Genomic DNA, 13653 nt, shown 5'->3' with positions numbered 1-13653 from the left:
TACCTTGACCGGCTCCCCTCTCCCATCCACATTGAGCTTCATATCCAGCCGCTAAGGAAGTCCGTCCGTGAACGTATGCCGCGATACTATAAATTGCGGTGCCGTCGGCGACGCAAATATCGCGCCACCCGCCGCTCAGGCGCAAACCCCCACCCCGCCGCTCTGGCAGAAGCTCTACCCCGGCTTTCGCAACCTGCGGATCAAGACCAGCGGCGCGGAGATCAATGTTGTCACGGGCGGATCGGGGCCGCCGTTGCTCATGCTCCATGGCGCGCCGGAATCGCTTGTCACCTGGCATCTCGTCGCCCCGGCGCTCGCGCGGGACTACACCGTCGTGCTGGCCGATCTGCGCGGTTATGGGGATAGCAGCAAGCCGGAGGGCGGCGCGGATCATTCGGCTTATTCCAAGCGGGCGATGGCGCAGGATGGCGTGGAGGTGATGGCGCAGCTGGGCCATGAGCGCTTCCTGCTCGTCGGGCATGATCGGGGCGCGCGGGTCGGGCGGCGGATGGCGCTGGATCATCCCGAGAAGGTCCGCAAGCTCGCGGTGCTGGACATATTGCCGGAGCATTATCTCTACAGCCATGTCACGCTCGGCTTCGTGCGCGGCTATTATCACTGGTTCAGCTTCCTGCGCCCGGCGCCCATTCCGGAGGAGGAGACGCTGGCGCGCTACCAGGCGCGGGCGGTCGAGGCGTCCAGCGAGATCGAGCGGGAATATGATCGCCACCGGCTCGACCCGGCGATGCTCCATGCGATGTGCGAGGATTATCGCGCCTCGGCCTCGGTCGATCTGGATCTGGACCATGCCGATCTGGCGGCGGGGAAGAAGATCACCTGCCCGCTGCTCGCCATCTGGGCCGGCAAGGGGCTCTATCCGCGCCTGTTCGATGACATATTGGGCGTGTGGCAGGCCGAGGCGACGGACGTGCGCGGCCATGCGCTGCCCAATGCCACGCACAATCTGCAGGAGAGCGACCCGCAGGCGACACTCGCGGCGCTGCAGGCCTTCCTGCGCGACTGACCTCGGGGCCAATTTTTCGGAAGATGTGAGCGGAAAAGAAGTCCGGCCTCCCGGGGGGTGGGGGGATGGGAGACCGGACCCTTTTCAGCCGCTCGGCTGTGTGTGGGAGATCACCGCCGAAGCGACTTTCTACCCCTTTGGGTGCAGCATTCACTGAACCTGTTCCCTATCAGATAGGGTCGACAGGCCGGGGAACAAGGGCCGCGCGATCAATCGCGCCTGACGCACGTTGGGCCGTCTCGCTGCATCGGACGGACGTATGCAGGCGCTCTTTCGTCGCAGCGATGTGTTGGTGGCCGGGCGGGAGGGACCCGGCCACCGGACTTGTTCAGGCGAATGTGCCTCAGGTCGAGGGCGTGCCGGACCCGCCCATGCCGGTGCCAAGGCCGCTGGTGCCGAAGATCTGCGAATTCTCGTTGGTGCCGGTCGTGCTGGTGGTCGCCGCGCTGCCGGCATAGCTGTCCGTCTTCACGCCGCCGGACTGGACGCCGGGACGCGTGCCATCGGCATAGCCGCCGCCGATCGTCAGGCCCTCAGGCATGGGCGTATCGGGCTTGAGCGTGACACGATCGTCATGGATGCTATCGACATAATCAAGGTTGATCTGGTGATGGCGGCTGTCCGCCGAATCCGTGCGGGTGAGGACCAGCAGATCGCCGTCCACCTTGTCGACGGTGCCGACATGGCGGCCACTCGCATCCGCGACTTCCATATGCTCCTTGATGCGCCACTTCTCGAACATGGCTCGCTCCTTTTCTCTGCAGATACAACGAACTAGATGGTAACGAACTAGATGGTACTGAAGACAGAACGGCCGAGGCGGCGGAGCGTTCCGAAAACCCCACCCCATCCAGCGCATCCCCGCCACGACTGGGCCGTTCACGGCCGGCACCAAGCGAAATCCGGCGCGAGACGGCGCGCGCCGCTTTTGATACGGGTCAATGCGTCCGGCCGCCTGAGCGGTCACACAGCAGTGGATGACCGACGCGATGACCACGCACCCCATGCCCCGCCCCTCCGCCGGCGCCGCGCTCGCCTTGCCGGCGGGCCTGCTGCTGATCCTTGGCGGATGCGCCCGGCAGAGCGCCGCGGCGGTGAGCAGCGCGCCGGATACGCCCGGCTTCCTGCTCGGCCTGTGGCACGGCTTCATCTTCCCCTTCGCCTGGGCGCTCTCGCTGATCGCGGATGATGTCGCGGTCTATGCCGTGCCCAATAATGGCGGATGGTATGATTTCGGCTATTTCCTCGGCATAGTCGTCTTCGGCGTGGGCGCGCGCAAAACCAAGACGGTGACCGTCTATGTCGATCGGTGGCGCGGCCGGTGATGGCGAGCGCCCATCCTTCCGCTGCTGCACCTGCCTTCCGCAAGAAAGGATGCACCCATGCGTAAATGGCATCGCTGGACCACCGTCTTCATCGGCCTGTTCATGCTGTTCATCGCCCTGACCGGCTTGGGCAGCCATTTCGCCGCGATGGTCGCGCGGGGGAGCGTGTTCGAGACCGAGGAGCGCGGCGCACCGCCGCCCGCGCAGGCGCCGGTCGCGGCACAGAAGGCTGGCCCGTCTGCGGGTGCGCCCGCCGCCCAGCAAGCCGCGCCGAACCCCGCCCGCAAGTTGGTAGGCCTGTTTCATCATCTCCATTCGGGCGAGTTTTTCGGTCCCGTCGGCGTGATCATCTCCCTGCTCTCCGGCTTCGCGCTCGTCTTTTTCGCGATGTCCGGCATGTGGATGTATGTGCAGATGTTCCGCAATCGCCTCAGCCGGGGACGGCGCGACATCTTCTGGAAATGACCCTCCCGGCGCTCATCATGGCCGGCGTCTCGGGCACGGCGGCGCTCTGCGGTGCGCTCATCCTCGCGCGCAAGGCGCGGACGCCGCAGGGGGTCTATGGCAAGCGCATCGCCGGCACCATGGCGCTCTCCTTCGCGCTCATCCTCGCCCTGTTCGCCTGGGGGCTGGAGCGCATGGCCGGCTGAACCGACGGCGGCCTGCGGCGCTGGCGAAAGTCAAGGCCGGGGACACAAAATTTACTGTGGATGAACGCGACAACACCGCTAGACATTGTGGTGGATTGGACTAGCATCCCCCTTCATCTAGTTATTTGCGCCCTACAGCCATCCCAATTGCGGAGCCCGGAAAAATGTCGCTTCTCCAAGCCTCCAAGGTCTACAAGCCCTTCGAATATCCCTGGGCCTATGACTATTGGAAGCGCCAGCAGCAGGTCCACTGGATGCCCGAGGAAGTGCCTCTGGGCGAGGATTGCCGCGACTGGGCGCAGAAGCTCTCCGACCATGAGCGCAACCTGCTGACGCAGATCTTCCGCTTCTTCACCCAGGCGGACGTGGAAGTGCAGGATTGCTACCACGACAAATATGGCCGCGTGTTCAAGCCGACCGAGATCAAGATGATGCTGACCGCGTTCAGCAACATGGAGACGATCCACATCGCGGCCTATTCGCACCTGCTCGACACCATCGGCATGCCCGAGAGCGAATATTCGATGTTCCTCGAATATGACGAGATGCGCGCCAAGCATGATTACATGCAGCAGTTCGGCGTGGACAGCGATGAGGACATTGCCCGCACCCTTGCCATGTTCGGCGGCTTCACCGAGGGCATGCAGCTCTTCGCCAGCTTCGCGATGCTGATGAACTTCCCGCGCTTCAACAAGATGAAGGGCATGGGCCAGATCGTCACCTGGTCGGTGCGCGACGAGAGCCTGCACTGCGAGGGCATCGTGCGCCTGTTCCACGAGTTCGTGAAGGAGCGCGACTGCCTGACCAAGGCGGTGAAGGAAGACATTATCGATTGCTGCCAGAAGACCGTGCGGCTGGAGGATGCCTTCATCGACCTCGCCTTCGAGCAAGGCCCGGTGCCCGGCATGACCGCCAAGGAGATCAAGCGCTACATCCGCTACATCGCCGACTGGCGGCTGGGCCAGCTCGGCTTCCAGCCGATCTACATGATCGAGGAGCACCCGCTCCCCTGGCTCACCCCGCTGCTCAACGGCGTGGAGCACGCCAACTTCTTCGAAACGCGCGCCACCGAATATTCCAAGGGCGCCACGCGCGGCAACTGGAACGAGGTGTGGGACAGCTTCGACCGCCGCAAGAAAATGCGCGCCAATGACGGCGAGGCCGAAAGCGACAGCGGCGAGGACATGTTCTCGCGGGCCGGGGTGGCGGCGGAGTAGAGACCAGCGCCACAAGAGCGGGCACGAGAACGTTCAACAAGTGGTTTTTCTTGTGTGAGTGTCTGCGATAGCGCCTGGGGGCGGGAGGGATAAAATGGAAGAGAAAATCAAAAGAACCGTTGTTCAAACCAGCGACATCCGGACGAACACCGCTCCAACAGGGCATCTGCCGATGGCACCAAATCCTTCCACTACAAGCCCTGGGGGCTCGGTCCCTACCGGCCACCTGCCCCCACCTCCTCCGCCCACCCCAACAAAAAAATGAATGAGAGCGCTGGGATAACCGATTGGGTCACCGCATTCTCGTCAGGCGCGACAGCAGTAATCGCATTCGTTGCTGCATGGATGGGGATAAGAACTTTCCGCCATCAGCGGACATCTTACGACGTAAGCATGGCCTTGGAAATATTCTCAGAAATAAATAGGTATTGGGATCGAATATCAGAAAATAATTCAGAATATCAATACAACATTGGACAAATATTGAGCTATTTTGAAATAGCTTGTAGTTTATTTAATAAAAATATTCTTACGAAAGATGCGAAGGATGTTCTTGGTGATCATATCATAGAAGTTTTTACCGGCCTTCAAACCAGTGAACACGGGAAGAATTTTATAAATTCCTGCCGATCCTCCAGAACAACCTTCTCAGAACTGCGCAAGTTTGCGAATGAGAACTTCCCGCAAGCACTCAATGCTCAAGCATTTTCGAGTGAGAATAGCGGCAGTTAAAACGCTTCCCCTTTCCCCCAAATGAACCGCCCGTCGCCACCGGTTCAGGCGACTCGCGATACAGTCCGGTCCGATCTCCCGCTGCCGGGAGAGACAGAATAAGGATCGGAGTGAGACAGATGTACAAGGCTCTGAAGAACAGCATCGCGGCGCTGGCGCTGGGTGCCGTGACGGTGGGCGGTCTGGCCGCCACCCCCGCTTTTGCCGACCCGGGTCGCGGGCATGACCGGGATTGGCAGCGGGACCGCGACGATCGACGTGACTACCGCCGCGACGATCGGCGCGATTATCGTCATGACAATCGCCGTTGGGACCGGGACGACCGCCGGGGCCGTGACCGGGTTGTGGTGATCGACCGCCGCCCTGTCGTCCGCCCTGCCCCGCGCGTCGTCTACGCCTATGACTATAACCGGCCGGACCCGCGCTATCGCGGCTATTATGCCGACCGTTATTATCGCGGCGGCTATGCGCCGGTGCGCGTCTACCGCGATACCCGCGTGTATCGGGGCTATGATGATCGCTATTATTGCCGCCGCTCGGACGGCACCACCGGCCTGATCGTCGGTGCGGCGCTGGGCGGCTTGCTTGGCGATCAGCTCGATCGCGGTCGTTCCTCGATCCTGGGGGCCGTGCTGGGCGCGGGCGCCGGGGCGATGATCGGACGGTCGGTCGATCGGGGCGATGTCGTCTGCCGCTAAGCCCGGCCGACACAGAGCTGTAGCATTAGCCCGGCGCGCTGACCCCAGCGGGCCGGGCTTTTGTCAGCCAAGGGTCAGTTGCCAGGGATCAGTTGCCAAGGATCAGTTAATCGCGTCCTGACCTGCCTGACCCACGGACTCGATGTCCCGGCCAAGGCCCTTCACCGTCGCGCAAGCAGACAGGAGCAGGGATGCGCTCACGACCGCGAGAAGTAGCGCCGACCTTCTTGTTTTCATGTCCTCGATCCCTTTCCGATTATCGGATGTTTTCCAACGCCCTCGACTATCCGAAAAAATGCGATCCGGCGCAATCCGCCTGCTGGTGATCCCGGCCCGGATGAAAAGGCACTCATGTGCGATGCATTGCTGCCGAAAGGGGCTTGCGAGCGGGAACCGGTCTCCAGCGCGCACGTATTCCTAGCGGTACAATCGAAGGAGATTTCCGCATGGATCCGGTCACCATCGAGCATCGCCGCCAAGAGCTGCAGAGCCTGCTTGCGCAGATTCAGGCCAACCCCTCTCGCGACTGGCACCGTGAGCGGCAGCGCGTGATCGTGTTGCAGCATATGGTCGGTGCAAAGGCGGCCGGCACCCACCCCGGCACCCGACACTGATTCCACTTTCAACGGCGATGAACCGCATCGCCGCAAAGCTCTGAATCTCGGCGAGTCGCGGGTTCCCCGCCGGTGCGACGAATCGAGTCCATAAGGGTCTTGCCTTGGTGGAATCAGAGGAGGATAAGCGCCTCTTGATGGGAACAGGGCCGCCACCCATGGCGCCCCCTCGGGAGGAAGAACGTTATGGCATTGAGCATGATCGGGGGCCGGCGGATCAAGGCCGCAGTCGCACTGTCCGCTCTGCCGCTGCTGGCCTTGGCAGGCTGCACCGCAAAGCAGGTCGCCGAAGCGCCGCTGCAGAATATTCCCGTTCCCATTCCGCAGAATGTCCCGCTGATCGAAGTGCCGCCGCCACCGCCGATCCTGATCGGTGAGAATAAGGGGCAGGACATGTGGCACCTGCGCTCAGGCCTGAACGTCGCCGTGCTGCTCTGCCAGGGGCCGGACAATGCAGCGATGGTCTCCGACTACAACCGGATGCTCTCGGTCCATAAGGGCCTGCTCTCGGAAGCCGCGCAGATGCAGGTCGATCTGTTCAAGGCCAAGGGCGGTCGCAAGTGGCAGGATGCCCATGACGACCATATGACCAAGCTCTACAACCGCTATTCCAACACCCAGTCGCGCGACAAGTTCTGCGCCAAGGCCAAGGCGCAGCTCGCCGAAGTCGCGAACCAGACCCCCATCGCGTTCAGCGAGAAGGCGACGTTCCTGCTTTGGGAGCTGAACAAGGCCGCAAGCCTGCCCGATCCGGACGGATCGCTCGCGCGGGCTGCGGCTGCGAACAGCACGCCGGGACTGGTGCAGACCGTCCAGGCGACGACCAGCCAGACGACCACGCAGCGCTAAGCGGCTCGCCGGAAGCGCGCCCTGCATCAGAGGCAGGCGCGCTCCGGGTGCGGATCAATCCTCAGTCTTCGTCCGGCACGGCCAGGGTCGCGCCGAAATCAAACGGCTTGGCCTCCGGCATTGCGGCCATCAGCGCCTTGAAGCGCTCTTCCACATTGTCTTTCCAATTACCGTGCGTCGCCACGTACAGCGTATTGTTGCGGATCGCGTCGACGATCATGTCGCCCACTTCCGTCGGTTCCATCCAGGTATCGGACACCACGCGCTTGGCGAGCTGATCTTCCGTCTGCGCAAGACCGCTACCCGAGCGGAAGCGCTCCGGCCGGTTCTGACCGGATTCATGGATGCGGCTCTTGATCGGGCCGGGCATCAGCACCGTCACGCCGATATTGTCCTGCGCCATGCTGTCGCGAATCGATTCAGACAGGGTGATGACGCCCGCCTTCGCCACGGCATAAATGGCCATGAAACTGGGCATCGGCGTCAAGCCGGCCAGCGACGCGGTGTTGACGATGTGGCCGCCCTTGCCCCGCCGGCGCATGCCGGGCGCAAATTCCATGATGCCGTTGATCGGCCCCATAAGATTGACGCCAATGCCATAGTCCCAATCGGCATAGGTGGCCTGATCGAACGGGCCGGACGGATCGATGCCGGCGTTGTTGATCAGGATTTCCGGCCCGCCCATCACGGCCTCGCATTCCTTGGCGGCCTCGCGCATCTGGTCGCGGTCGGACACGTCGAGCCGTATGGTGTGGACATTGCGGCCCTGCTGGCGCTCCTCGAAAAACGCCTTGGCTTCATCGAGATGGTCCTGGCGGATATCGGCCAGCACCAGCCTGGCGCCATTGGCGAGCAGCTGCTGGGCAATGCCGAAGCCGATCCCGCTCGCCCCGCCCGTGATGAACGCCGTCGTGCCCGCAATCTCCATGACTTTCCTCTCCAAACCCGGCGCCTCGCCGGCTTGCTCAAACTGACGCATCGGCCGACGCTGCGCCCGGCCGCTCTTCCAATCTCATCCAGCAAATCCGGACAGAGTCAACAGCGGCCGTCGCCTGCGGGGTCGCTGGTCCCTCAGGATCGCGGATGCGCGGCGCGCCAGACCGAGGGCGTCTCGAACGTGCCACGCCAGATGCCGCGCTGCGCGGAACGGGCAGCCTCCTCTTCCTGCGGATACGCGCCGGAGCCGCGCCCGAGGTCGCTGATCGCCCAGCCCTCCGCCACCATGGTCGCGCCGACATCCGCGATCCGGGCGGTGGTGCAGGTCGCCACGGCGCGGCCATATTGGTCCGTCGTCCGGGACTCGCAGATGAGCCCACCGCGGCGCACCAGCGCCAGCAGGGCGTCGCGCGCCTGCGCGCCGCAGTCCCAGGGCTGGCCGGTGGCATCCTGGCAACGTTGATCCAGCTCGACCGCGTCGATGTCGGCGATGCGCACGATCCGGGCGCCGATCCGCAGGCTATCGCCATCCATCACGTGCACGCGCGCTCCATCAGCGGCCTCGATCCGTTCGGGCGGCGCACGGAGCAGGGCCAGCACGATCAGCAGAAACGCCAGAAGAGCCAGCGAACCGAGCCGCGCAAGCCATCGTCGGCGCGGCCGCCCGGCTGATCTCTGGAAACCCCTGCGCCGTCGGGCAGGTCTGGTGCGGATGATCAGTGCTTGTGGTCGCCCGCCATGGACTGCACGGCAGCCAGCGTGTTCTTCACATGGTCGCGATAGTCGAGCGCGCTATGCACATAGACGATCCGGCCCGCCGGACTGATGACATAGGAGGTGCGGTCCGTCTTGCCCGCAAAGGCCGGATTGTCCGCCTTGAGCGCCACATCGTAATTGGTGATGAGACGCGGCCCGGCTGAGGCGACCGCGAACTTGCTGCCGCATGCCTCGGTGGAGAAACGTTGCAGAACGTCGACCGGGTCGGCCGACATGCCGATCACCGTGGCGCCGGCTTTCTTGAACGCATCCGCCTGATCGGCAAATTCCTTGGTTTCCGCCGTGCAGCCCTTGGTGAAGGCTGCTGGGAAGAAATAAAGCACGACCGGGCCTTTCTTCAGCGCATCGGACAGCTTGACGCTGAACACCTTGCCGGCGAGCGCGCCGCGCGTCTCGAAATCCGGTGCCTTGGCGCCAACCGGCAGCGCCGCCTGCGCGCCGCCGCCGAGCAGGGCGCTGCCCAGCATCGCAACCATGATTGTCTTCGATGCTTTGCCGAACATATGCCCATTCCCGTCTGCTGACTCACGATCCGCACAATCTGCCATAGAAGCCCTTGGCGTGCCAGCCCTCACCGGTTACGAGCAGCCATGGCGATCGACCGCCTTGCCCTCACCAATTTCCGCAATCATGCCGACGCCCTGATTGTGCCTGACGCGCCGATGATCGTCCTGACCGGCGAGAATGGCGCGGGGAAGACCAACATCCTCGAAGCGATTTCGCTGCTGGCGCCGGGCCGCGGCCTGCGCGGCGCTGCCCTGCGCGACATGGCGCGGCAGAGCGGGCCGGGCGGATTTGCGGTCGCCGCGCGATTGGGCGATGCCGCCTTGGGGACCGGCACCGACCCTGATGCGCCGGACAAGCGGCAAGTGCGGATCGACGGGCGCGCCTCCCCGGCCAATGCCCTCTCGACGCGTGTGTCGCTGAGCTGGCTGACGCCGGCGATGGACCGCCTGTTTCTGGACAGCCCCGGCGGGCGGCGCCGGTTCCTGGACCGGCTGGTGCTGGCCCAGGCGCCATCGCACGCCCATCACAGCGCGCGCTATGAGGCCGCGATGCGCGCCCGCAATGCCCTGCTGGGAGAAGACGGGCCGGCCGACCCGGACTGGCTCGCCGCACTGGAAGCCCGCATGGCGGAACATGGCGCCGCAATCGACGCCGCACGGCGGGCGCTGATCGCCGAACTTGAAGAGGAGATCGCCCGCAGCGCGCAGCATCTCTTCGCCCGGCCGACCTTGAGGCTGACCGGCGAGCCATTTGAGGAAGGCACCCTTGCCGCTCGGCTGCGCGCGGCGCGGACGGGAGACCGGGCGGCGGGGCGAACGCTTGTGGGCCCCCATCGCGCCGACCTGCTGGTCACGCACGAAGCCAAGCAGCAGGATGCGGCGCTGTGCTCGACAGGGGAACAAAAAGCGCTGCTGCTCAGCATCATGCTCGCCCACGCCCAGCTGGTCGGCACACGGAGCGGGCGACCGCTCATCATCCTGCTGGACGAGGTGGCCGCTCATCTCGATCCGACGCGCCGCCACGCCCTGTTCGAGCGGTTGCGCGCCAGCGGCGGGCAGGTGTGGATGACGGGGACCGAGGCCGATCTGTTCAACGGGCTGGATCAGGCGACCTATTTGCGGGTGGACGCGGGGCAGGTCATTCCGGGGTGATCAAGCGGCGTGGCCGAAGCGCGGCTATTACACCTTTTCCCCCACGCGGACTTTCAGACACGGCATCATTGCTGACCGCCCTCTGTTCGTCCGGAGTAGCTGCTGAGCCTGTCGAAGCGGCGTATCGAAGGTGCAGTCCATGACTGAGATGCTTCGATACGGGTCTTCGCTACGCGCCTGCGGCCCTACTCAGACCCTACTCAGAACGAACGGTGGAGGGTGGCGAAGTCGGCGCCCCCCACATGAGCCGCTGGTCGCGCGCTCTGACCAAATCGATAGTGGACAACGCCCTCGCGGACTCTGTCCTCGCCTAGGAAACTCCGCAAATCTCCTGATGCGCGCGCTCGGCGAAGCGATCGGTCATGCCCGCGATATAGTCCGCGATATGGCGGCTGCGCTCGGGCTCGGCAGCGCCGCAACTGGCATCCCAGGCGGTCCCCATCAGCGCAGGATCGGCCTGATAGGCGCGGAATAGATCGGTGACGATCACCCGTGCCCGCCCGGCTGCCGCCAGCTGGGTCGGATGATGATAGAGATTGGCGTACATGAAACGCTTGAGCTGGCGCTCGTCCTCCCGCATCGCATCCGAGAAGGCGACCATGGCCTGTCCCGCGCTCCGCACGGCTGAGACGTCGGCCTGCTCCAGCCCATGCAGGCGCAGGTTTTCGCGCGTGGTCATGATGAGATTGTTGACCATGATGCCGATCTGGTCGCGGATCAGTTCCCGCAACAGCTGCTCGGCCGGCAGATCGGGATAGCGCGCGGTGACCTGCTCCCAGCAGCGGCGGACGAACGGCGCTTCCAGAAGTTGTTCGAGCGTCAGAATGCCGGCGCGCAGGCCATCGTCGATATCGTGATTGTCATAGGCGATATCGTCGGCAAGCGCCGCGACCTGCGCTTCCAGCGACGGCCAGCTTTCCAGCTCCAGCGGAAAGGCGGCATCGATCTGCTGCATCGCCCAGTTGGGGGCCAGCACCGGGCCGTTATGCTTGGCCAGCCCCTCCATCATCTCCCAGCTCAGATTGAGGCCGGGGAAGCGGGGATAGGCATTTTCCAGCAAAGCCAGCGTGCGCAGACAATGGGCGTTGTGATCGAAGCCGCCCTGCCCGGCCAGCGCCTCTTCCAGTGCATCCTCCCCGGCGTGGCCAAACGGGGGATGGCCAATATCATGGGCGAGGCACAGCGCCTCGGTCAGATCTTCATTGAGGCCCAGCACCCGTGCGATCGTCCGCCCGATCTGCGCGACCTCCAGGCTATGCGTCAGGCGGACGCGATAATGGTCGCCATCGGGTGCGACGAACACCTGCGTCTTGTGGCGCAGACGACGAAAGCTGATCGAGTGAATGATCCGGTCGCGGTCGCGCTGGAAAATGTCGCGCGGTCCGCGTGCTTCCCCGCCCGCCTCGGCATGTTGACGACCCCGGCTGCGCGCCGGGTCACAGGCATAGGGGGCGAGCACGCTCACTGCGTGCCGATCTTGCTGACTTCCTCGCCGGCTTCGCTTTGCCAGAAGAACGCGTCGCCTCCCGCCTTGCGCAATTCGGTGACCACCGCCCGCGCATCTTCGGGGCGACGGAAGGGGCCGATCAGCAGGCGGCGCGTCTCACCCCATGTGGCTGTCCAGCCATCCTGCCCGGCAATCGTATCGCCATAGGTCCGGCGCAAACGGCGCAGATCGAAGGCCAGCGCAGCCGGATCACGGCCTGCCGCCAATTGCACCCAGTTGCGCGAGGGATTGGCCGCCAGCTTGGCCTTGCGCTCGGCCTCGGCCTTGCGTTCGGCCTCCGCCTTGGCGCGCGCCTCGGCATCCGCCTTCGCCTTGGCCTGCTGCGCGGCTGCCGCGACCCGGCGCTGCTCCTGAATCCGCGCGACAGCGCTCAGATCCGCGACGGCGACCTGCCGGCGCTCGCCTTCCGGCACTTCGAGCGCCTGCAGCGTGTCGCCAAGCGAGCGCACCGGCTGCGGCACTGGCGCAGGTGCGGGTGCGGGTGCGGGTGCCGGTGTCGGCGCAGACGCCACCGGGGCCGGCGTGCTGGGTGCCGCCGGCGCCACGGCAGCGACGGTCGTCGGCGCAGGATTGGTTACGCGACTGGCCGGCTGTGTGGCGGGAGCGGATGATGGAGCCGGGCGGGCCGGCTGCGGCGCAGGGGCGCGCGCGGCGGTCTGCACCGGCTGTTGCGGCGGTGGGGATGCTGCCGGAGCAGGCGGTGGCGGCGGCGGAAGCGACTGGGCGGCGGCCGCCGCGGGTGCTGGTTGCTGAGCCTGCGACGCGCGGCGCGCGGCCTGCTGGGCGGCCCGTCGTTCTGCCGCCGTCTGACGCCGGCCGCCCCGCTCGCGCTCGGTGGTAGCAGCAACCTGCGTATCGCGGTTCCGCGCCGGCTCGGGTGCAGCCAAGCGGAGGACATCCGCCGGATACTCGCCATAATGGACCGCGGAGACCTTCTGGCTCGCCGTCAGCAGCGGCAGGCGCTGCAGATAGGGTTCGAGCGCGTCGGCAAGGCCCTTCGGCAGCGTCGTCTGCGCAATGGAGCGCGCCTCGGCCATCTGGCCGTTCATCGCGAGAACGAAGGCCCGGATGCGCCACGCTTCACGGTCACCGCTCGTCAGGGCGGGCTTGAGCTGCTGCTCGGCTTCCGCGAGATTGCCGGAGACGCCCAGCGAGACCGCATAATTGAGCCGCGCGGTGTTATCATTGGGATTGGCCTGCAGGACGGCGCGATAATCCTGCTGCGCCTTAGCCTGCTGCCCGGTGAGATCATAAGCCAGCGCGCGCTCGGGCAAATGCGCTTGGGCGCTGACACCCAAGGCCGAGGCGGCATCGAAGTTCGCGGCGGCATCGGCCGGCTGCTTCAAGGCGATTTGCACGACCGCAAGCCCCAGCCGGGCGCGGCCATTGCGCCCGTCCACCATATTGGCCCGCGTGAAGAAGCCATTGGCCGCCTGAATGTCCCCCAGATCGAGCGCGGCCTGGCCGGCCCCGAGCAGGGCATTCACATCCTGAGGATTACGGGAGAGCGACGCGAGGTGGCGGTTGAGCGCGGCTACCGCCTCGGCTGGTGGCGTGGCCTGAACCATTCCGCCGCTTTGCGCGAACACAGGCGCTGCGATGGCCAGAGAAAGGGCCAGAATGCAGCTGGTCGACTTCACGGATACACCTCTTCTGTCCGGCGGGA

Annotated in this window: 17 protein-coding genes; 10 read left to right on the top strand and 7 right to left on the bottom strand. The window is 64.9% G+C overall.

What is annotated here, in order from left to right:
• Positions 1 to 67: 67 nt before the first annotated feature.
• Positions 68 to 1024, top strand: coding sequence for an alpha/beta fold hydrolase (locus tag M2332_RS14465; RefSeq protein ID WP_264574596.1), 957 nt, complete (start codon positions 68 to 70; stop codon positions 1022 to 1024).
• 343 nt (positions 1025 to 1367) lie between these two features.
• Here M2332_RS14465 and M2332_RS14460 read toward each other — a convergent pair whose 3' ends face one another.
• Positions 1368 to 1766 (bottom strand): DUF2171 domain-containing protein, encoded by a 399-nt coding sequence (locus M2332_RS14460; RefSeq protein ID WP_264569609.1) that lies wholly within the window; start codon positions 1764 to 1766, stop codon positions 1368 to 1370.
• Between the two features lie 262 nt (positions 1767 to 2028).
• On the opposite strand from M2332_RS14460, the gene M2332_RS14455 reads away from it, so the two are divergent.
• The 6 genes from M2332_RS14455 (at position 2029) to M2332_RS14430 (ending at position 5646) form a co-directional block, all read left to right on the top strand.
• Positions 2029 to 2349: a hypothetical protein gene (locus M2332_RS14455; protein ID WP_264574977.1), complete on the top strand. Its 321-nt coding sequence runs from the start codon at positions 2029 to 2031 to the stop codon at positions 2347 to 2349.
• A 57-nt stretch (positions 2350 to 2406) separates the two neighbouring features.
• A complete protein-coding gene (locus M2332_RS14450) occupies positions 2407 to 2814 on the top strand; it encodes a PepSY domain-containing protein (RefSeq protein ID WP_264574595.1) in 408 nt (135 codons plus the stop codon).
• Positions 2811 to 2999 (top strand): hypothetical protein, encoded by a 189-nt coding sequence (locus M2332_RS14445; RefSeq protein ID WP_181558883.1) that lies wholly within the window; start codon positions 2811 to 2813, stop codon positions 2997 to 2999. Before M2332_RS14450 ends, M2332_RS14445 begins: the two co-directional genes overlap by 4 nt.
• A gap of 164 nt (positions 3000 to 3163) precedes the next feature.
• Positions 3164 to 4216 (top strand): ribonucleotide-diphosphate reductase subunit beta, encoded by a 1053-nt coding sequence (locus M2332_RS14440; protein ID WP_181558882.1) that lies wholly within the window; start codon positions 3164 to 3166, stop codon positions 4214 to 4216.
• 261 nt (positions 4217 to 4477) lie between these two features.
• Positions 4478 to 4948: a hypothetical protein gene (locus M2332_RS14435; protein WP_264574594.1), complete on the top strand. Its 471-nt coding sequence runs from the start codon at positions 4478 to 4480 to the stop codon at positions 4946 to 4948.
• Positions 4949 to 5067: 119 nt separating this feature from the next.
• Positions 5068 to 5646, top strand: a complete 579-nt coding sequence (locus M2332_RS14430; RefSeq protein ID WP_264574593.1) for a glycine zipper 2TM domain-containing protein — start codon at positions 5068 to 5070, stop codon at positions 5644 to 5646.
• A 102-nt stretch (positions 5647 to 5748) separates the two neighbouring features.
• Here M2332_RS14430 and M2332_RS14425 read toward each other — a convergent pair whose 3' ends face one another.
• Positions 5749 to 5883, bottom strand: coding sequence for an entericidin A/B family lipoprotein (locus M2332_RS14425; RefSeq protein WP_264569605.1), 135 nt, complete (start codon positions 5881 to 5883; stop codon positions 5749 to 5751).
• A 209-nt stretch (positions 5884 to 6092) separates the two neighbouring features.
• Here M2332_RS14425 and M2332_RS14420 point away from each other — a divergent pair, with 209 nt between their 5' ends.
• Both M2332_RS14420 and M2332_RS14415 read left to right on the top strand, forming a co-directional pair.
• Complete coding sequence (locus M2332_RS14420) at positions 6093 to 6260, top strand: hypothetical protein (protein WP_264569604.1); 168 nt, start codon at positions 6093 to 6095, stop codon at positions 6258 to 6260.
• A 186-nt stretch (positions 6261 to 6446) separates the two neighbouring features.
• Positions 6447 to 7109 carry a hypothetical protein gene (locus M2332_RS14415; protein WP_264569603.1) on the top strand — a complete coding sequence of 221 codons (663 nt, stop codon included), beginning with the start codon at positions 6447 to 6449 and terminating at the stop codon, positions 7107 to 7109.
• Between the two features lie 61 nt (positions 7110 to 7170).
• On the opposite strand, the gene M2332_RS14410 is transcribed toward M2332_RS14415, so the two are convergent.
• The 3 genes from M2332_RS14410 to M2332_RS14400 form a co-directional block, all read right to left on the bottom strand.
• On the bottom strand, positions 7171 to 8037 hold the full coding sequence (locus M2332_RS14410; protein WP_264574592.1) for an SDR family NAD(P)-dependent oxidoreductase: 867 nt from the start codon (positions 8035 to 8037) through the stop codon (positions 7171 to 7173).
• Positions 8038 to 8180: 143 nt separating this feature from the next.
• Complete coding sequence (locus M2332_RS14405) at positions 8181 to 8579, bottom strand: thermonuclease family protein (RefSeq protein WP_264574976.1); 399 nt, start codon at positions 8577 to 8579, stop codon at positions 8181 to 8183.
• A gap of 182 nt (positions 8580 to 8761) precedes the next feature.
• Positions 8762 to 9298 (bottom strand): peroxiredoxin, encoded by a 537-nt coding sequence (locus M2332_RS14400; RefSeq protein WP_264574591.1) that lies wholly within the window; start codon positions 9296 to 9298, stop codon positions 8762 to 8764.
• 114 nt (positions 9299 to 9412) lie between these two features.
• Between M2332_RS14400 and recF the strand changes: the two genes are divergently transcribed.
• Positions 9413 to 10480 carry a DNA replication/repair protein RecF gene (recF, locus tag M2332_RS14395; protein ID WP_264574590.1) on the top strand — a complete coding sequence of 356 codons (1068 nt, stop codon included), beginning with the start codon at positions 9413 to 9415 and terminating at the stop codon, positions 10478 to 10480.
• Between the two features lie 310 nt (positions 10481 to 10790).
• Here the strand turns inward: recF and M2332_RS14390 are convergent, their stop codons facing one another.
• Positions 10791 to 11945: a deoxyguanosinetriphosphate triphosphohydrolase gene (locus M2332_RS14390; protein ID WP_264574589.1), complete on the bottom strand. Its 1155-nt coding sequence runs from the start codon at positions 11943 to 11945 to the stop codon at positions 10791 to 10793.
• Positions 11942 to 13627 (bottom strand): SPOR domain-containing protein, encoded by a 1686-nt coding sequence (locus tag M2332_RS14385; RefSeq protein ID WP_264574588.1) that lies wholly within the window; start codon positions 13625 to 13627, stop codon positions 11942 to 11944. The genes M2332_RS14390 and M2332_RS14385 overlap by 4 nt, the downstream gene beginning before the upstream one ends.
• Positions 13628 to 13653: the final 26 nt, after the last annotated feature.

Source organism: Sphingobium sp. B11D3A (assembly GCF_025961695.1).
Classification (GTDB): Bacteria; Pseudomonadota; Alphaproteobacteria; order Sphingomonadales; family Sphingomonadaceae; genus Sphingobium.
This window is presented reverse-complemented; position numbering and strand designations above follow the sequence as displayed.

Excerpts from the sequence above, each read along its gene's own strand:
- M2332_RS14460 (WP_264569609.1), bottom strand. The coding sequence starts at position 1,766 with ATGTTCGAGAAGTGGCGCATCAAGGAGCATATGGAAGTCGCGGATGCG.
- M2332_RS14455 (WP_264574977.1), top strand. The coding sequence starts at position 2,029 with ATGCCCCGCCCCTCCGCCGGCGCCGCGCTCGCCTTGCCGGCGGGCCTG.
- M2332_RS14450 (WP_264574595.1), top strand. The coding sequence starts at position 2,407 with ATGCGTAAATGGCATCGCTGGACCACCGTCTTCATCGGCCTGTTCATG.
- M2332_RS14445 (WP_181558883.1), top strand. The coding sequence starts at position 2,811 with ATGACCCTCCCGGCGCTCATCATGGCCGGCGTCTCGGGCACGGCGGCG.
- M2332_RS14440 (WP_181558882.1), top strand. The coding sequence starts at position 3,164 with ATGTCGCTTCTCCAAGCCTCCAAGGTCTACAAGCCCTTCGAATATCCC.
- M2332_RS14435 (WP_264574594.1), top strand. The coding sequence starts at position 4,478 with ATGAATGAGAGCGCTGGGATAACCGATTGGGTCACCGCATTCTCGTCA.
- M2332_RS14430 (WP_264574593.1), top strand. The coding sequence starts at position 5,068 with ATGTACAAGGCTCTGAAGAACAGCATCGCGGCGCTGGCGCTGGGTGCC.
- M2332_RS14425 (WP_264569605.1), bottom strand. The coding sequence starts at position 5,883 with ATGAAAACAAGAAGGTCGGCGCTACTTCTCGCGGTCGTGAGCGCATCC.
- M2332_RS14420 (WP_264569604.1), top strand. The coding sequence starts at position 6,093 with ATGGATCCGGTCACCATCGAGCATCGCCGCCAAGAGCTGCAGAGCCTG.
- M2332_RS14415 (WP_264569603.1), top strand. The coding sequence starts at position 6,447 with ATGGCATTGAGCATGATCGGGGGCCGGCGGATCAAGGCCGCAGTCGCA.
- M2332_RS14410 (WP_264574592.1), bottom strand. The coding sequence starts at position 8,037 with ATGGAGATTGCGGGCACGACGGCGTTCATCACGGGCGGGGCGAGCGGG.
- M2332_RS14405 (WP_264574976.1), bottom strand. The coding sequence starts at position 8,579 with ATGGATGGCGATAGCCTGCGGATCGGCGCCCGGATCGTGCGCATCGCC.
- M2332_RS14400 (WP_264574591.1), bottom strand. The coding sequence starts at position 9,298 with ATGGTTGCGATGCTGGGCAGCGCCCTGCTCGGCGGCGGCGCGCAGGCG.
- recF (WP_264574590.1), top strand. The coding sequence starts at position 9,413 with ATGGCGATCGACCGCCTTGCCCTCACCAATTTCCGCAATCATGCCGAC.